Consider the following 18,671-nt stretch of genomic DNA (forward strand, 5'->3'; position numbering starts at 1 on the left):
AAAGCGCCGAAGCTGATAATCGGTGCGATGATGCGCAAGCTGGCGCAGGTGGCATACGGCGTCCTGAAGTCAGGACGCCCGTTCGATGCCACGCTTCATACGGGAAATGCTTGCATGGCATAACAGTATCTACAACGCGTAGGGTGGATAAGCGCCAGCGCCATCCACCACAGAGTGCCATGAGACAGCGGTTTCGTAGGGTGGATAAGCGCCAGCGCCATCCACCAAAAATGCATGCCATCCGCAGCCGAATGCAGTAGGGTTAAGGCAATTCAAAGTCAAAAGGACGAAGCAATGACCCTCCACTGCGCTTTTATTGGTTTTGGCAAAAGCACCACCCGCTACCATCTTCCTTACGTTCTGGTTCGCAAAGACAAATTCCACGTCGCCCACATCTACCGTCGTCATGAAAAGCCGGACGTCGAGCGGCAGCCGCAGTACGAACATATCCATTTCACCAGCGATCTGGACGAGGTGCTGAACGACCCGCAGGTGAAGCTGGTGGTGGTCTGCACCCATCAGGACAGCCACTTCGACTACGCGAAGAAGGCGCTGGAAGCCGGTAAAAACGTGCTGGTGGAAAAGCCGTTTACCCCAACGTTAAAAGAAGCCAAAGAGCTGTTCGAGCTGGCGCGCGCCAAAGGGCTGACCGTTTCGCCTTATCAGAACCGCCGCTTTGACTCCTGCTTCCTGACGATGAAAAAGGCCATCGACAGCGGCAAGCTGGGCACCGTGGTGGAAGTGGAAAGCCACTTCGATATGTACCGCCCGGAGGCGGCAACGACGCCAGGCCTGCCTGCCGACGGCGCGTTCTACGGCCTTGGCGTACACACCATGGACCAGATCATTTCGCTGTTTGGCCGCCCGGACCACGTCGCCTATGACATCCGCAGCCTGCGTAATAAGGCCAACCCTGACGACACCTTTGAGGCCCAGCTCTTCTATGGCGATCTCAAAGCCATCGTGAAAACCAGCCACCTGGTAAAAATCGACTATCCGAAGTTTATCGTCCACGGCAGCAAAGGCTCTTTTGTTAAATACGGTATCGACCAGCAGGAAACCAGCCTTAAGGCGTACATAATGCCGGGTGAGCCGGGCTTTGCGGCAGACAGCAGCGTCGGCGTGCTGGAGTATGTTAACGATGCTGGTGAGACCGTGCGTGAAGAGATGAAGCCGGAGCAGGGCGACTATGGCCGCGTGTACGACTCGCTGTACGAAACCATCCTCAACGGTAAGCCTAATTTCGTCAGTGAATCTGAAGCATTAACCAACCTTGAGATCCTCGAACGCGGCTTTGAACAGGCTTCCCCTTCAACGGTGACGCTGGCTTAACCCTCTCCGCTGACGCCTCAAACTCGTTCATATTTTTTGAACAGAGGCGTCAAACTTCACCCTCTATGATCTCCTCCGCTTCGGGTCCACACTTACTCCATCAAACGAATCGAGGAGAAGTGAAATGATCTACTTAAGAAAAGCCGAAGAACGTGGTCACGCAAATCATGGTTGGTTGGACAGCTGGCACACCTTCTCTTTTGCCAACTATTACGACGCCAACTATATGGGATTCTCCGCGCTGCGCGTCATTAACGAAGACGTGGTTGCAGCCGGTGAAGGCTTCGGGACCCACCCGCACAAAGACATGGAAATCCTGACCTACGTGCTGGAAGGGGCGGTGGCGCACCGGGACAGCATGGGCAACGAAGAGAAAGTGCCTGCCGGTGAGTTTCAGATTATGAGCGCCGGGACGGGGATCACCCACTCCGAGTACAACCCGAGCAAAACCGAGCGTCTGCGCCTGTACCAGATCTGGATCATTCCAGAAAAAACCGGCATCACGCCGCGCTACGATCAGCGCCGTTTTGATGCGCCGCAGGGCCGCCAGCTGGTGCTCTCTCCGGACGCTCGTGACGGTTCGCTGAAGGTGAATCAGGATATGGAGCTGTCACGCTGGGCGCTGGCGAAAGACGAGCAGTCTGTTTATCAGGTTCCGGCCAACCGCCGCATCTGGATCCAGGTTGTTAAAGGCGACGTGTCCATTAACGGCACGCAGGCAAAAACCAGCGATGCGGTTGCCGTGTGGGATGAGCAGGCCATTTCTGTTCACGCCAACGAAGCGAGCGAGATACTGCTGTTTGATTTACCGCCAGTATAAAAAACTCGTTAGTTACCGGTCACAACCTTCCTCTTAAACAGGGGAAGGTTGTGCTTTGTCCGTGCTAAACTTCGGCGTCATTGTTGAGGAAGCGCGCGCGGAATATGAAAAAGAAAAGACCGGTACTACAGGACGTTGCGGATCGCGTAGGGATCACCAAAATGACGGTGAGCCGTTTTTTACGCAATCCCGATCAGGTTTCCGCCGCTTTGCAGGTGAAGATTGCCGCCGCCCTCGACGAGCTGGGCTACATTCCTAACCGCGCCCCCGATATCCTTTCAAATTCCACCAGCCGCGCCATCGGCGTGCTGCTGCCATCCCTTACCAACCAAGTGTTCGCGGAAGTGCTGCGCGGCATCGAAAACGTGATTGACGCCTACGGCTACCAGACCATGCTCGCCCACTACGGCTATAAGCCGGAGCTGGAAGAAGAGCGCCTGGAGTCCATGCTTTCCTGGAACATCGACGGGCTGATTCTGACCGAACGCTCCCACACGCCGCGCACGCTGAAAATGATTGAGGTAGCCGGTATTCCGGTGGTGGAGCTGATGGACAGCGTTTCACCCTGTCTGGATATCGCCGTCGGCTTCGACAACTTCGAGGCCGCCCGCCAGATGACCGCCGCCATTATCAGCCGGGGCCACCGCCACGTGGCCTACCTCGGCGCACGCCTCGATGAGCGTACCGTTATCAAGAAACGCGGCTATGAGCAGGCAATGCAGGATGCGGGGCTGGTGCCCTACAGCGTGATGGTCGAGCAATCCTCTTCCTATTCCACCGGTATCGAACTCTTCCGCCAGGCAAAGCGCGAATATCCCGAGCTGGACAGCATCTTCTGTACCAACGATGATTTAGCGATAGGCGCCGCGTTCGAATGCCAGCGCCAGGGCCTACGCATTCCGCAGGACATCGCAATTGCCGGCTTCCACGGCCACGACATCGGGCAGGTGATGGAGCCAAGGCTTGCCAGCGTCCTCACGCCGCGTGAGCGCATGGGGCGTATTGGCGCAGAGCGCCTGCTGGCGAGAATCCGTGGCGAAGAGGTGACGCCGAAGCTGCTGGATCTGGGCTTTACCCTGTCGCCGGGCGGCTCGATCTAAGATTTTCAAAGTATGATGTAGTTCACATTTATTCACTTTGCAACAGAATGGTTATTGCTTATTGCTCAACCACTGCTGACAATGTTACCGATAACAGTTACCCGTAACAAATGTACGTATTCGCGGGAATACTGACTTCTGAAATCATTGTGCCAGTCGGAGCTACGCTATGAGCACTACTAACCATGACCACCACATCTACGTCCTGATGGGCGTTTCTGGCAGTGGCAAATCGGCCGTCGCCAGCGAAGTGGCCCATCAGCTGAAGGCCGCCTTCCTGGACGGCGACTTCCTGCATCCTCGCTGCAACATCATGAAAATGGCCTCCGGCGAGCCGCTAAACGACGAAGACCGCAGGCCGTGGCTGAAGGCGCTGAACGACGCCGCCTTTGCCATGCAGCGCACCAACAAAGTCTCCCTGATTGTCTGCTCGGCCCTCAAGAAGGATTACCGCGACCAGCTGCGCGACGGCAACCCGAACCTCTCCTTCATCTACATGAAAGGGGATTTCGAGGTGATCGAAAGCCGCCTGAAGGCGCGTAAAGGCCACTTCTTCAAGACCCAGATGCTGGTCACCCAGTTTGAAACGCTCGAAGAGCCAGCCGCAGAAAACGATGTTCTGGTCGTGGATATCGACCAGCCGCTGGAAGACGTTGTCGCCAGCACAATTGATGTGATTAACAAAGGCAGTGCGAAGTGAGTACATTAACGCTTGTTTTAACGGCAGTCGGCTCGGTTTTGCTGCTGCTGTTTTTAGTAATGAAGGCGCGCATGCACGCCTTCGTTGCTTTGATGGTGGTTTCTATAGGCGCAGGGCTGTTTTCCGGGATGCCGCTCGATAAGATCGCGACAACCATGGAAAAAGGGATGGGCGGTACGCTGGGCTTCCTGGCTATCGTCGTCGCGCTCGGCGCGATGTTCGGCAAAATTCTTCATGAAACGGGCGCCGTTGACCAGATTGCGGTCAAAATGCTCAAGTCCTTCGGCCACAACCGCGCCCATTATGCGATTGGCCTGGCAGGCTTAATCTGCGCGCTGCCGCTGTTCTTTGAAGTGGCCATCGTGCTGCTGATAAGCGTGGCGTTCTCCATGGCGCGCCATACCGGCACCAACCTCGTTAAGCTGGTTATTCCTCTGTTTGCGGGCGTTGCCGCCGCCGCCGCGTTTCTGCTGCCGGGGCCTGCGCCGATGCTGCTGGCCTCCCAGATGCACGCCGACTTCGGCTGGATGATCCTCATCGGCCTGTGCGCGGCCATTCCCGGCATGATTATCGCCGGGCCGCTGTGGGGAAACTTCATCAGCAAATACGTTGAGCTGAAAATTCCTGACGATATCACCGAGCCGCACCTGGGCGAAGGCAAGCTGCCGTCGTTCGGCTTCAGCCTGTCGCTGATCCTGCTGCCGCTGGTGCTGGTTGGCCTGAAAACTATCGCCGCGCGCTTCGTGCCGCAGGGCTCCACCCTGTATGAGTGGATGGAGTTCGTTGGCCACCCGTTCACCGCGATTCTGGTTGCCTGCCTGGTAGCGATTTATGGTCTGGCCTACCGTCAGGGCATGGCAAAAGAAAGGGTGATGGAAATCTGCGGCGCCGCGCTGCAGCCTGCGGGAATCATCCTGCTGGTTATCGGTGCCGGTGGCGTGTTCAAGCAGGTGCTGGTGGATTCCGGCGTCGGCCCGGCTTTAGGTGAAGCACTGACCGGCATGGGCCTGCCGATTGCGCTGACCTGTTTCATCCTGGCTGCGGCAGTACGCATCATCCAGGGTTCAGCAACGGTCGCCTGCCTGACGGCGGTTGGCCTGGTCATGCCAGTTATCGAACAGCTGCACTATAGCGGCGCGCAGATGGCCGCGCTGTCCATCTGTATCGCAGGCGGTTCAATAGTCGTGAGCCACGTCAACGACGCGGGCTTCTGGCTGTTCGGCAAATTTACCGGCGCAACGGAAGGGCAAACCCTGAAAACATGGACGATGATGGAAACCATCCTCGGCACCACGGGTGCGATTGTCGGGATGATTGCATTTAGTTTGCTGAGCTGACGTAGGTCGGATAAGCGCAGCGCCATCCGACATAAAAACTAAAATATGCCATTCCGTATTTTTTCCGTTCACCCGTAGGTTCTGCTTTCCTTGGTATTCCAGCAAACGGTGAACGTGTCAGGGGGATTACGCCATCCCCCTGACAACCCCGGCGCCCGGCAAATAAATCGCCGCTAAAGCGGTAAACTCCGGTTTTTACCCAACATGCAGGGTCGTTCGCGATTCGTTTATTCGGCACTTTGTGCCGAACCACTTCGTGGCCAACGCAAGCGTTGTTCAAAATGCTTCGCTATTTTGTCCGACGATCGCTCTCTCACGTGGTTCCCGACCACGTGACCCTGCCTGAAGGGCAAAAAACGGAGCGATTTAAGCCGGGAACATGGTGTCGCTGTCAGAATCAAAACTATGCAGAAGTATTAGTTGCTGGCAGACCTATATCGGCACCAACAGGACACGAAGTGGGGGCGCGATCAAGACTCAGATGAGGGTATTTGCTTCTTTTGGCGGCGTTTTATCTCGGCCTGAACGGCGGCAATAATGAATTTTGCTCTTGTCTCATTTTCACTCAGGCAGTTATCCATTTCTTCAACAACTTCATGAGGGATACGGGCGTTAATTTGCTGAGATTTTTTATTGATATAGCCCGTAGCCATGAGTGGAATTCCTTGTTCAAGACGAAAAAATAAAGCTTATACAGTATTGAGGTGGTATTCACTTTTCGGACGTTCGCCCTGAAATCGGGCCGACCCTGAGCACTTTATTAAAAAATCCGCCTGGCGCAAGCCACGATCTCTTCCAGTCGTAGGTCGGCTAAGCGCAGCGTCATCCGACACATAAACGTCGATGCTGGATGGCACTGACGCTGATCCACCCTACAAATCCATCCAGGGCTAAAGAATTACCCTTTCATCCACACGCGGATGCCGTCCAGGAACATCTGCGTTGCCAGCATCACCAGCACCAGGCCCATCAGCCTCTCCAGCGCGTTAACACCTTTTTCGCCCAGCAGACGTAAGAACAGCGACGATTGCAGCAAAATGGCCACCGTGCCGCCCCATGCCAGCATCAGCGCCGCCACTAAATGGCCCATCTGATTGGGATACTGGTGTGAGAGCAGCATCAACGTTGCCAGCAGCGTCGGCCCGGCAACTAACGGGATGGCCAGCGGGACGATAAAGGGTTCTTCACCCGCGGGCAGGCCGCTGGCGTTGCCGCCGTCGTGGCTCGGGAAAATCATTTTAATGGCGATCAGGAACAGGATAATCCCGCCTGAAATCGATACGCTTTCCGCGCGCAGGTTAAGGAAGGCGAGAATTTTTTCCCCGGCGAACAGGAAAATCAGCATGATAATCAGCGCGATAAGCAGTTCGCGGATCATAATCGCCCGGCGGCGCTTTGGCTCGGTGTGCTTTAGCACTGACATAAAAATGGGCAGGTTGCCCAGCGGATCCATTATCAGAATCAGCAATACCGCCGCGGATAGAATGTCGTTCATCTGTATTCCCTGAAAATCCCTTAAAAATCCCGCTAATAAGCTGTATTACTGATAGCGCGGATATCATTGATTAAATTCACTTGCGACTTTGGCTGCATTTTGTAATGTGGGGTGACGTTCCATAAATGCACACAACAAACATCTCTGCAGGATAAGTCGCTATGAAAAATGTAGGTTTTATTGGCTGGCGCGGTATGGTCGGCTCTGTACTCATGCAGCGCATGGTAGAAGAGCGTGATTTTGACGCCATTCGTCCCGTTTTCTTCTCTACTTCTCAGCTGGGCCTTGCCGCCCCGTCTTTTGCTGGCCAGTCTACCGGCACGCTTCAGGACGCCTACGATCTGGAAGCACTGAAGGCACTGGATATCATCATTACTTGCCAGGGTGGCGATTATACCAATGAAATCTACCCAAAGCTCCGTGAAAGCGGCTGGCAGGGCTACTGGATTGACGCGGCCTCTTCGCTGCGCATGAAAAACGACGCCATCATCATCCTTGACCCGGTAAACCAGCACGTCATCCAGGAAGGCCTGAACAAAGGCGTGAAAACCTTTGTAGGCGGCAACTGCACCGTAAGCCTGATGCTGATGTCGCTGGGCGGCCTGTTCGCTAACGACCTGGTTGACTGGGTCTCCGTTGCCACATACCAGGCAGCATCCGGCGGCGGCGCGCGCCATATGCGCGAGCTGCTAAACCAGATGGGCCAGCTGTACGGCGAAGTGGCGACCGAACTGGCAGACCCGGCATCCGCCATCCTGAGCATTGAACGCAAAGTCACCGACCTGGGCCGCAGCGGCAACCTGCCGGTGGACAACTTCGGCGTACCGCTGGCGGGCAGCCTGATCCCCTGGATCGACAAGCAGCTGGATAACGGCCAGACCCGCGAAGAGTGGAAAGGTCAGGCGGAAACCAACAAGATTTTAAACAGCACCACCGCGATCCCGGTTGACGGGCTTTGCGTCCGCGTCGGTGCGCTGCGCTGCCACAGCCAGGCCTTCACCATCAAGCTCAAGAAAGACGTTTCGATTCCAACCATCGAAGCGATGCTCGCTTCCCACAACGACTGGGCAAAAGTGGTGCCAAACGACCGCGACATCACCATGCGTGAGCTGACCCCTGCCGCCGTAACCGGCACGCTGACCACGCCAGTGGGTCGTCTGCGCAAGCTGAATATGGGGCCGGAGTACCTCTCGGCCTTCACCGTCGGCGACCAACTTTTGTGGGGGGCCGCCGAGCCGTTGCGCAGAATGTTGCGCCTGCTCGCATAATTACACTTACATACCAAAGGGGCATTGCAGCCCCTTTTTTTTCGCGTCATACATGGATGTAATGTTGTTGTTAATTATTTCCCAGGAGTAAAACAGCACGTTGGCTATGCTTAAGTCAGGGCGGAAAAAACCGTCATGATGATTAGTTGGGCGGAGCAGCTTGCAGGAGCGCTTTTTACGCTGTCCGTTAGGGTCAATGATAAGTGCCGGGTTGTGTGGCACATACAATAAACAGGACGAATACTATGTCTGTTCTTCCCGATAAAGACGCGATCAATGCGCTGATAGCGGGTCATTTCGCCGACCCCTTTTCCCTGCTGGGGATGCATAAAACAGAAGCCGGGCTGGAAGTCCGTGCCCTGTTGCCTGACGCCACGGAAGTATGGGTTATCGAACCGAAAACCGGCCGTAAGGTCGGCAAGCTTGAGTGCCTCGACTCGCGCGGTTTTTTCAGCGGTATTATTCAGCGTCGCAAAAATCCATTTCGCTATCAGCTGGCTGTCATCTGGCACGGCCAGGAAAATCTGATTGATGACCCCTATCGCTTTGGCCCGCTAATTCAGGAGATGGACAGCTGGCTGCTGTCCGAAGGCACCCACCTGCGCCCTTATGAAACCCTTGGCGCGCATGCCGATACTATGGACGGCGTGACGGGTACGCGCTTTTCCGTCTGGGCACCTAACGCCCGCCGCGTTTCCGTGGTGGGCCAGTTCAACTACTGGGATGGTCGCCGCCACCCGATGCGCCTGCGCCGCGAAAGCGGTATCTGGGAGCTGTTTATCCCCGGCGCGCATCCCGGCCAGCTTTATAAATTTGAGCTGATCGATATCGAAGGCCACCTGCGCCTGAAGGCCGATCCGTACGCTTTTGAGTCCCAGATGCGCCCGGAAACAGCTTCACTTATCTGCGGCCTGCCGGAGAAAACCGTGCTCAGCCCGGCGCGGCAAAAGGCCAACGGCTTCGACCAGCCAATCTCCATCTATGAAGTGCATCTCGGCTCATGGCGTCGTCACGCGGACAACAATTTCTGGCTGAGCTACCGCGAGCTGGCGGACCAGCTGGTGCCGTACGTCAAAGAGATGGGCTTCACGCACCTTGAGCTGCTGCCCATCAACGAACATCCGTTTGACGGCAGCTGGGGCTACCAGCCGCAGGGGCTGTATGCGCCAACCCGGCGGTTCGGCACGCGGGAAGACTTCCGCTACTTCATCAACGCAGCCCACGCCGCAGGGCTGAACGTGCTGCTCGACTGGGTGCCCGGCCATTTCCCGACGGACGACGCCGGGCTGGCGAAGTTTGACGGCACCTCGCTTTACGAGCACGGCGACCCGCGCGAAGGTTTTCATCAGGACTGGAACACGCTGATCTACAACTACGGGCGGCGCGAAGTCAGCAACTATCTGGTCGGCAACGCCCTGTACTGGATTGAACGCTTCGGCATAGACGGCCTGCGCGTGGATGCGGTGGCCTCGATGATTTACCGCGACTACAGCCGCGAGCCGGGGGAGTGGATCCCTAACGACAAAGGCGGGCGCGAAAACTTAGAGGCCATCGAGTTCCTGCGCAGCACCAACCGTATTATCGGCGAGCAAACGCCCGGCGCGGTCACCATGGCGGAAGAATCCACTGACTTCACTGGTGTGTCGCGCCCGCCATCTATGGGCGGCCTGGGCTTCTGGTTCAAGTGGAACCTGGGCTGGATGCACGACACCCTCGACTACATGAAGCTCGACCCGGTCTATCGTCAGCATCATCACGACAAAATGACCTTTGGCATGCTCTACAACAGCACCGAAAACTTCGTGCTGCCGCTGTCTCACGATGAGGTCGTGCACGGCAAGAAATCCATACTGGACAGAATGCCGGGCGACGCGTGGCAGAAGTTTGCCAACCTGCGCGCCTACTACGGCTGGATGTGGGCCTTCCCCGGCAAGAAGCTGCTGTTTATGGGCAACGAGTTCGCCCAGGGCCGCGAGTGGAACCACGACACCAGCCTGGACTGGCACCTGCTGGAAGGCGGTGACAACTGGCACCACGGCGTGAAGCGCCTGGTGCGCGACCTGAACCGCACCTACCGGCAGCATGCCGCGATGCACCAGCTGGATTTTGACTCGTACGGCTTCGAATGGCTGGTGGTGGAAGACAAAGCTAACTCGGTGTTTATCTTTGTACGCCGTGATGCAGAAGGTAACGAAGTGATCGTTGCTGCTAACTTCACGCCGGTGCCGCGTCACAACTATCGTTTCGGCATCAACCAGTCGGGCAGCTGGCGCGAAGAGCTGAACACCGACTCCATGCACTATCACGGCAGCAATGCCGGCAACAGCGGTATTGTTCACAGCGAAGAAATCGCCAGCCACGGGCGCGAGCACTCCCTGAGCATCACGCTGCCGCCGCTGGCCACTATCTGGCTGGTCCGGGAGGGCGAATGACACAGCTTACCGCCGGAAATTCGGCACCGTACGGTTCGCACTATGACGGGAAAGGGGTGAACTTCACGCTATTTTCCGCCCACGCGCACAAGGTAGAACTCTGTATCTTTGACGAACACGGTCATGAACAGCGTTACGATCTGCCGGTGCGCACCGGAGATATCTGGCACGGCTATCTGCCCAATGCAAAACCAGGCCTGCTTTATGGCTACCGGGTTCACGGCCCGTGGGAGCCGCATAACGGCCATCGTTTTAACCCGGCGAAGCTGCTGCTCGATCCCTGCGCCCGCGTGGTGGTTGGCGGCCTGAACGACCATCCGCATTTCCACAGCGGACACGACCAGCCGGACATGCAGGACGACGCCCGCGAAATGGCGAAGTGCGTGGTGGTGCGGGAGACGTTCGACTGGGAAGACGATGAGCACCCGCGCACGCCGTGGGGCAAAACAATTATCTACGAAGCCCACGTTCGGGGGCTGACCTTGCGCCATCCTGGTATCCCGCAGGAGATCCGCGGCACCTACGCCGCGCTCGGTCATCCGGTGATGATCGCCTATTTCAAACGCCTGGGGATCACGGCGATCGAACTGCTGCCGGTGGCGCATTTTGTCACCGAGCCGCGCGTTGCCCATTTAGGTCTGAGCAACTACTGGGGCTATAACCCGCGGGCTTTCTACGCAGTGGAAGGCTATTACGCGGTTAATCACGATCCGCACAATGCCGCTAATGAGCTACGAGGGGCAATCAAAGCGCTGCATAAGGCAGGCATTGAAGTGATTCTGGACATCGTGCTTAACCACAGCGCGGAGCTGGATCTGGACGGGCCGACCTTCTCCCTGCGCGGAATCGATAACCGTAGCTATTATTGGTTAATGGACAACGGCGATTACCACAACTGGACGGGCTGCGGTAACGCGCTGAACCTCAGCACGCCGGGGGTGGTCAGCCAGATGGTGGACTGCCTGCGTTACTGGGTCGACAGCTGCCACGTTGACGGCTTCCGCTTCGATCTCGCGTCGATCATGGGGCGAACCCCGGAGTTTCGTCAGGATGCGCCGCTGTTTGAGGCGATCAAAAACGATCCCGTGTTGTCGCAGACCAAGCTGATCGCCGAACCCTGGGACATCGGTGCCGGCGGTTATCAGGTCGGCAACTATCCGCCGTTGTTCGCTGAATGGAACGATCATTTTCGCGACGGCATGCGCCGTTTCTGGCTGCAACAGGATTTATCGTTGGGGGGATTCGCCTGCCGCTTTGCCGGGTCGAGCGATGTCTACCGCCACGGCGAGCGCCGTCCTTCAACCAGCATCAACTTAATTACCGCCCACGACGGTTTTACCCTGCGCGACTGCGTGAGCTTCAACAACAAGCACAACGAAGCCAACGGCGAAGATAACCGCGACGGGACGGGCAATAACTACAGCAACAACTACGGCTTTGAGGGGCTGGAAGCCAGCCTGATTATCAAAGAGCGACGGCGTGACAGCGTGCATTCGTTGCTGACCACGCTGCTGCTTTCTCAGGGGACGCCGATGCTGCTGGCAGGTGATGAGCACGGTCACAGCCAGCACGGCAATAACAATGCTTACTGCCAGGACAACGCCCTGACCTGGCTTGACTGGGAACACTGTAACGACGGTTTAACCACCTTTACCGCAGCGTTGATTCATCTGCGCCAGACTGTTCCGGCCCTTACCCGGAACAGCTGGTGGGAGGAAGGAGATGACAATGTTCGCTGGTTTAACAAGGAGGCTCAGCCTCTGAATGCCGACGAGTGGCAGAGTGGGGTGCATCGTGTGCAAATCCTGCTCAGTGAACGTTGGCTTATTACGATTAATGCCACCGAAGAAGTTGCAGACATCGTATTACCTGAAGGGGAGTGGCGAGCCATTCCCCCATTTGCCGGGGAGGACAACCCGGTGGTGATGGCTGTATGGCATGGTCCTGCGCACGGAGTCTGCGTATTCCAGAAGTCATAAAAAAGGAGTCAGTCATGGTTAGACTTGAGAAGAACGACCCTCTAATGCTGGCAAGACAGCTGCCTAATAAGTCAGTTGCGTTGATTCTGGCTGGTGGCCGCGGTACCCGACTAAAAGACCTGACATCTACGCGTGCGAAACCCGCCGTTCACTTTGGCGGCAAGTTCCGCATTATTGATTTTGCCCTATCGAACTGCATTAACTCCGGGATCCGCCGTATTGGCGTGATCACCCAGTATCAGTCCCACACGCTGGTGCAGCATATCCAGCGCGGCTGGTCGTTCTTCAGCGAAGAGATGAACGAGTTTGTCGATCTCCTGCCCGCGCAGCAGCGTGTGCACGGGGAAAACTGGTATCGCGGTACGGCAGATGCCGTCACTCAGAACCTCGACATCATTCGCCGTTATAAAGCCGAGTACGTGGTGATTCTGGCGGGGGACCATATCTACAAGCAGGACTACTCGCGCATGCTGATTGACCACGTCGAAAAGGGCGCACGTTGCACGGTGGCCTGCATGCCGGTACCGCTGCATGAAGCGACGGCCTTCGGCGTGATGGCGGTTGACGAAGAAGACAAAATTATCGAATTCGTGGAAAAACCTGCCCATCCGCCGTCGATGCCGGGCGACGACAGCAAAGCGTTAGCCAGCATGGGGATCTACGTTTTTGACGCCGATTACCTCTACGAGCTGCTTGAGGCCGACGACGTCGATGAGAACTCCAGCCACGATTTCGGTAAGGACATCATCCCTTACGTCATGAAATCCGGTCAGGCGTTTGCCCATCCGTTCCCGCTCTCCTGCGTGCAGTCAGACCCGGACGCCGAGCCTTACTGGCGCGACGTGGGGACGCTTGAAGCCTACTGGAAGGCCAACCTGGATCTCGCGTCGGTGACGCCGGAACTGGATATGTACGACCAGGAATGGCCCATCCGTACCCATATGGAACCGCTGCCGCCTGCCAAGTTTGTGCAGGACCGCTCGGGCAGCCACGGCATGACGCTGAACTCGCTGGTTTCCGGCGGCTGCATTATCTCCGGTTCGGTGGTGGTGCAGTCGGTGCTGTTCCCGCGGGTCCGCGTTAACTCGTTTTGTAATATCGATTCGTCAGTGCTGTTGCCGGATGTGAAAGTCGGGCGCTCCTGCCGTCTGCGTCGCTGCATTATCGACAGGGCCTGTGTTATTCCGGAAGGGATGGTCGTGGGTGAAAATGCTGAAGAAGACGCGCGTCGTTTCTACCGCTCGGAAGAAGGCATTGTGCTGGTGACTCGGGAAATGCTGGCAAGGATACAAGGTTAAAGAAGTGAAGGATTGACCCACGCGCGGCGTGAGCCGCGCGGAGTCATTTTATCGTTCGGCGACTGTTCCTGACTTAATGCAGCGCCGAGACTTGCTATACGGGAGTGCGAATGCAGGTCTTACATGTATGTTCTGAAATATTTCCACTGTTGAAAACCGGTGGCCTTGCAGATGTTCTTGGCGCGCTGCCTGCGGCCCAGATTGCCGGGGGCGTGGAAACACGCGTATTACTGCCTGCGTTTCCGGATATTCGCCGCGGTATTACCGATGTGCAGGTGGTATCCCATCGCGATACCTTCGCGGGTCATATGACTTTGTTATACGGACAGCTCAACGGCGTGGGGATCTATCTCATTGATGCCCCCCATTTATACGATCGTCCGGGTAGCCCGTACCACGACACTAACCAGTTTGCCTATACCGATAACGTGCTGCGTTTTGCCCTGCTCGGCTGGGCGGGAAGTGAAATGGCCTGTGGGCTGGATCCCTTCTGGCGCCCGGATATCGTGCACGCACACGACTGGCATGCAGGACTGACACCGGCCTATTTGCGCGCGCGAGGCAATCCGGCAAAGTCGGTCTTTACCGTTCATAACCTGGCCTACCAGGGGCTGTTTTACGCCCATCATATGAATGAAATTGACCTGCCCTGGTCGTTCTATGATATCAATGGCCTGGAGTTCAACGGTCAAATTTCGTACTTGAAAGCCGGCCTTTACTATGCTGATCATATTACGGCGGTCAGCCCGACCTACGCGCGGGAAATTACCGAGGCGCACTTCGCCTACGGGATGGAGGGGCTGCTGACTCAGCGCCACCGCGAGGGACGCCTGTCCGGCATCCTCAACGGCGTCGATGACAAAATCTGGGACCCGGCCCATGACCTGCTGCTTGCTTCCCGGTATACCCGCGATTCGCTGGAGGATAAAGCGGAGAACAAACGGCAGCTGCAGGTGGCGATGGGCCTGAAGGTAAACGACAAAGCGCCGCTTTTTGCCGTGGTAAGTCGTTTAACCAGCCAGAAAGGGCTGGACCTGGTGCTTGAAGCGCTGCCGGGGCTGCTCGAACAGGGCGGGCAACTGGCGCTGCTGGGGGCGGGCGACTCAATTATACAAGAAGGTTTTCTGGCGGCGGCAGCCGAGCATCCCGGCCAGGTCGGGGTTCAGATTGGCTATCACGAAGCGTTCTCCCACCGCATTATGGGCGGGGCGGATGTGATTCTGGTGCCCAGCCGCTTTGAGCCGTGTGGTTTAACCCAGTTATACGGCCTGAAATATGGCACCTTGCCGCTGGTGCGGCGAACGGGCGGGCTGGCGGATACGGTATCCGACACTTCCCTTGAAAATCTGGCGGACGGAATCGCAACGGGATTTGTTTTTGAAGACAGTAATGCCTGGTCGCTGCTTCGTGCGATCAGACGTGCTTTCGTGCTGTGGTCCCGCCCGTCGCTGTGGCGTTTCGTCCAGCGTCAGGCCATGAATATGGATTTTAGCTGGCAGGTAGCGGCGCAGTCGTACCGCGACCTTTATCAACGCTTGTTGTAATCATCCAGGAATCACTGATTATGAACGCACCCTTTTCCTATGCATCACCCACGCTGAGCGTCGAAGCGTTAAAACATTCGATTGCTTACAAGCTGATGTTTACGGTGGGGAAAGACCCTGCTATCGCCAATAAGCACGAGTGGCTGAACGCTACGCTGTTCGCCGTACGTGACCGGCTGGTGGAACGCTGGCTGCGCTCAAACCGTGCGCAGCTCTCCCAGGAAGTTCGCCAGGTTTATTACCTGTCGATGGAGTTTTTGATTGGCCGCACCCTCTCCAATGCGCTGCTTTCGCTGGGCATTTATGACGACGTGAAAAACGCCCTTGAAGAGATGGGCCTCGATCTTGAAGAGCTGATCGACGAAGAAAATGACCCCGGACTGGGTAACGGCGGCCTCGGGCGTCTTGCGGCCTGCTTCCTCGATTCGCTTGCCACGCTCGGTTTACCGGGACGCGGCTACGGTATTCGCTACGACTACGGCATGTTCAAACAGAACATTGTCGATGGGCGGCAGAAAGAGTCCCCGGACTACTGGCTGGAATACGGTAACCCGTGGGAGTTCAAGCGTCACAACACCCGCTACAAAGTGCGTTTTGGTGGCCGTGTACAGCTGGAAGGCAAAAAATCCCGCTGGGTGGAAACCGAAGAGATCCTCGCGGTGGCTTACGATCAGATTATCCCCGGCTACGACACCGATGCGACCAACACCCTGCGCCTGTGGAATGCCCAGGCCAGTAGCGAAATCAACCTCGGCAAATTCAATCAGGGTGACTACTTCGCGGCGGTGGAGGATAAAAACCATTCCGAGAACGTCTCCCGCGTGCTTTACCCGGACGATACGACCTATTCGGGGCGTGAGCTGCGTCTGCGGCAGGAGTACTTCCTGGTCTCCGCCACCGTGCAGGACATTCTCAGCCGCCACTATCAGCTGCATAAAACCTACGCCAACCTGGCAGATAAAATCGCTATTCACCTCAATGATACCCACCCGGTGCTGTCTATCCCAGAGCTGATGCGCGTGCTGATGGATGAGCATAAATTCAGCTGGGAAGATGCCTTCGAAGTGACCTGCCAGGTGTTCTCCTACACTAACCACACGCTGATGAGCGAGGCGCTGGAATCCTGGCCGGTAGACATGCTCGGCAAAATTCTGCCGCGCCATCTGCAAATTATCTTTGAAATTAACGACTACTTCCTGAAAACCCTGCAGGAACAGTATCCAAACGATACCGGTCTGCTGGGGCGCACCTCGATCATTGATGAGTCCAACGGTCGGCGCGTACGTATGGCCTGGCTGGCGGTGGTCGCCAGCCACAAGGTGAACGGCGTCTCCGAGCTGCACTCGAACCTGATGGTGCAGTCGCTGTTTGCCGACTTCGCCGCTATCTTCCCGATGCGCTTTAGCAATAAAACCAACGGCGTTACGCCGCGCCGCTGGCTGGCGCTGGCGAATCCGCCGCTTTCGGACGTGCTGGATGAAAACATTGGCCGCACCTGGCGCACCGATCTGGGCCAGCTTAATGAGCTGAAGCAGCATATCGATTACCCGACCGTGCATCAGGACGTGCGCAAGGCGAAGCTCGCCAACAAGAAGCGGCTGGCGGAGTACATCGGCCAGCAGCTGAACGTGGTGGTAAACCCTAACGCTTTGTTTGACGTGCAGATCAAGCGCATCCACGAATACAAGCGCCAGCTGATGAACGTGCTGCACGTCATCACGCGCTATAACCGCATCAAGGCCGACCCAACGGCGGACTGGGTGCCGCGCGTAAATATCTTTGCCGGGAAGGCCGCCTCGGCGTACTACATGGCGAAGCACATCATCCATCTCATTAACGATGTGGCGGCGGTGATCAACAACGATCCGGACGTGAAGGATCGCCTGAAAGTGGTGTTCATTCCGAACTACAGCGTGAGCCTGGCGCAGATCATCATTCCGGCGGCGGATCTCTCCGAGCAGATTTCGCTTGCGGGCACCGAGGCCTCCGGCACCAGCAATATGAAGTTTGCCCTCAACGGCGCGCTGACCATCGGCACCCTGGACGGCGCAAACGTCGAGATGCTGGAGCACGTCGGCGAGGACAACATCTTTATCTTTGGTAATACGGCGGAAGAGGTCGAAGAGCTGCGGCGCAACGGCTACAAGCCGCGCGAGTATTACGAACAGGATGAAGAGCTGCATCAGGTGCTGACGCAAATCGGCAGCGGCACCTTCAGCCCCGGCGAACCGACGCGCTACCGCGACCTGCTGGATTCTCTGATTAACTTCGGGGATCACTACCAGGTGCTGGCGGACTACCGCAGCTACGTGGACTGTCAGGACAAGGTGGACGAACTGTACCGCCAGCCGGAAGAGTGGACCATCCGCACCATGCATAACATTGCCAACATGGGCTATTTCTCGTCCGACAGGACGATTCAGGAATACGCCGACGAAATCTGGCATATCAAGCCGGTTCGTCTTTAAAGGTTAGGGCGGGAAAACATGGCGGAAGACGCAACGCTTTTCCGCCCTACAAAATCGAGACGGATGGGGTGTGCCTGCATTTCAGATTTGTAGGCCGGATAAGCGTAGCGTCATCCGGCAAACCCGTTAAAGGCTCAGCACAGCTCCAGCACCACGTTGTTATCCTTAATCACCTGCATCACGCCCGGCGGTGGCGGCACGTCGGTGTAGACCTGATCGACAAGGCTGATGCTGCCCAAATTCACCATCGCGTTGCGGCCAAATTTGGAGTGGTCTACGACCAGCATCACGCAGCGGGAGTTTTCGATAATCGCCTTTTTGGTGCGCACCTCGTGGTAGTCGAACTCCAGCAGCGAGCCGTCGCTGTCGATGCCGCTGATCCCAAGAATGCCGAAGTCCAGGCGGAACTGGGAGATAAAGTCGAGCGTGGCCTCGCCAATGATCCCGCCGTCGCGGCTGCGTAGCTCGCCGCCTGCCAGAATGATGCGGAAATCTTCTTTCACCATCAGCGTGTTGGCGACGTTCAGGTTGTTGGTGACGACGCGCAGATTGCTGTGGTCGAGCAGCGCGTGGGCGACAGCCTCCGGCGTGGTGCCGATGTCGATAAACAGCGTGGCGCCGTTCGGGATCTGGCTTGCCACTTTGCGAGCGATGCGCTCTTTCTCTGCCGTCTGGGTAGCCTTGCGGTCATGCCATGAAGTATTCACCGAGCTGGACGGCAGCGCCGCGCCGCCGTGGTGGCGCATAATCATGTTCTGATCGGCAAGGTCATTAAGATCCCGGCGAATGGTCTGCGGGCTAACCGCAAACTGCTCCACCAGCTCTTCTGTACTGACATAGCCCTGTTTTTTAACCAGTTCGACAATCGCGTCGTGACGTTGTGTTTGTTTCACGCAGG

At 56.8% G+C, this 18,671-nt stretch carries 14 protein-coding genes and 1 pseudogene; 12 read left to right on the forward strand and 3 right to left on the reverse strand.

The window, feature by feature from the left end:
- The 6 genes and pseudogenes from HYQ67_RS16890 to gntU form a co-directional block, all read left to right on the forward strand.
- Nucleotides 1–123 (forward strand): annotated as a pseudogene (locus HYQ67_RS16890) (IS110 family transposase); the annotation flags it as partial.
- 171 nt (nucleotides 124–294) lie between these two features.
- Complete coding sequence (locus HYQ67_RS16895; RefSeq protein WP_202305395.1) at nucleotides 295–1,332, forward strand: oxidoreductase; 1,038 nt, start codon at nucleotides 295–297, stop codon at nucleotides 1,330–1,332.
- A gap of 124 nt (nucleotides 1,333–1,456) precedes the next feature.
- A complete protein-coding gene (locus HYQ67_RS16900) occupies nucleotides 1,457–2,152 on the forward strand; it encodes a pirin family protein (RefSeq protein ID WP_202305396.1) in 696 nt (231 codons plus the stop codon).
- A gap of 104 nt (nucleotides 2,153–2,256) precedes the next feature.
- The gene (gntR, locus tag HYQ67_RS16905) at nucleotides 2,257–3,252 is read left to right on the forward strand and encodes a gluconate operon transcriptional repressor GntR (protein WP_202305398.1); all 996 of its coding nucleotides are present in this window, start codon (nucleotides 2,257–2,259) and stop codon (nucleotides 3,250–3,252) included.
- A 169-nt stretch (nucleotides 3,253–3,421) separates the two neighbouring features.
- Nucleotides 3,422–3,952 (forward strand): gluconokinase, encoded by a 531-nt coding sequence (gene gntK / locus HYQ67_RS16910; protein ID WP_202305399.1) that lies wholly within the window; start codon nucleotides 3,422–3,424, stop codon nucleotides 3,950–3,952.
- Nucleotides 3,949–5,289, forward strand: coding sequence for a gluconate transporter (gene gntU / locus HYQ67_RS16915; protein WP_202305400.1), 1,341 nt, complete (start codon nucleotides 3,949–3,951; stop codon nucleotides 5,287–5,289). Before gntK ends, gntU begins: the two co-directional genes overlap by 4 nt.
- A 470-nt stretch (nucleotides 5,290–5,759) precedes the next feature.
- On the opposite strand, the gene HYQ67_RS16920 is transcribed toward gntU, so the two are convergent.
- The gene (locus HYQ67_RS16920) at nucleotides 5,760–5,942 is read right to left on the reverse strand and encodes a YlcI/YnfO family protein (protein WP_202305401.1); all 183 of its coding nucleotides are present in this window, start codon (nucleotides 5,940–5,942) and stop codon (nucleotides 5,760–5,762) included.
- 245 nt (nucleotides 5,943–6,187) lie between these two features.
- Entirely contained in the window at nucleotides 6,188–6,784 is a 597-nt protein-coding gene (locus tag HYQ67_RS16925; protein ID WP_202305403.1) for a YhgN family NAAT transporter, read from the reverse strand.
- Nucleotides 6,785–6,945: 161 nt separating this feature from the next.
- Between HYQ67_RS16925 and asd the strand changes: the two genes are divergently transcribed.
- From asd to glgP, 6 genes are all read left to right on the forward strand, one after another.
- The gene (gene asd / locus HYQ67_RS16930) at nucleotides 6,946–8,052 is read left to right on the forward strand and encodes an aspartate-semialdehyde dehydrogenase (protein ID WP_202305404.1); all 1,107 of its coding nucleotides are present in this window, start codon (nucleotides 6,946–6,948) and stop codon (nucleotides 8,050–8,052) included.
- Nucleotides 8,053–8,297: 245 nt separating this feature from the next.
- On the forward strand, nucleotides 8,298–10,484 hold the full coding sequence (gene glgB, locus HYQ67_RS16935; RefSeq protein WP_202305405.1) for a 1,4-alpha-glucan branching enzyme: 2,187 nt from the start codon (nucleotides 8,298–8,300) through the stop codon (nucleotides 10,482–10,484).
- On the forward strand, nucleotides 10,481–12,463 hold the full coding sequence (glgX, locus tag HYQ67_RS16940) for a glycogen debranching protein GlgX (RefSeq protein WP_202305408.1): 1,983 nt from the start codon (nucleotides 10,481–10,483) through the stop codon (nucleotides 12,461–12,463). The genes glgB and glgX overlap by 4 nt, the downstream gene beginning before the upstream one ends.
- A 14-nt stretch (nucleotides 12,464–12,477) precedes the next feature.
- Nucleotides 12,478–13,761, forward strand: a complete 1,284-nt coding sequence (gene glgC / locus HYQ67_RS16945) for a glucose-1-phosphate adenylyltransferase (protein ID WP_202305410.1) — start codon at nucleotides 12,478–12,480, stop codon at nucleotides 13,759–13,761.
- 110 nt (nucleotides 13,762–13,871) lie between these two features.
- The gene (gene glgA / locus HYQ67_RS16950; protein WP_202305411.1) at nucleotides 13,872–15,305 is read left to right on the forward strand and encodes a glycogen synthase GlgA; all 1,434 of its coding nucleotides are present in this window, start codon (nucleotides 13,872–13,874) and stop codon (nucleotides 15,303–15,305) included.
- Between the two features lie 20 nt (nucleotides 15,306–15,325).
- Nucleotides 15,326–17,773, forward strand: coding sequence for a glycogen phosphorylase (gene glgP, locus HYQ67_RS16955; protein WP_202305412.1), 2,448 nt, complete (start codon nucleotides 15,326–15,328; stop codon nucleotides 17,771–17,773).
- Nucleotides 17,774–17,907: 134 nt separating this feature from the next.
- Here the strand turns inward: glgP and HYQ67_RS16960 are convergent, their stop codons facing one another.
- The gene (locus HYQ67_RS16960) at nucleotides 17,908–18,666 is read right to left on the reverse strand and encodes a DeoR/GlpR family transcriptional regulator (protein WP_202305413.1); all 759 of its coding nucleotides are present in this window, start codon (nucleotides 18,664–18,666) and stop codon (nucleotides 17,908–17,910) included.
- Nucleotides 18,667–18,671 lie beyond the last annotated feature (5 nt).

It is taken from the genome of Dryocola clanedunensis subsp. sulfonylureivorans (assembly GCF_016756775.1).
Classification (GTDB): domain Bacteria; phylum Pseudomonadota; class Gammaproteobacteria; order Enterobacterales; family Enterobacteriaceae; genus Dryocola; species Dryocola clanedunensis.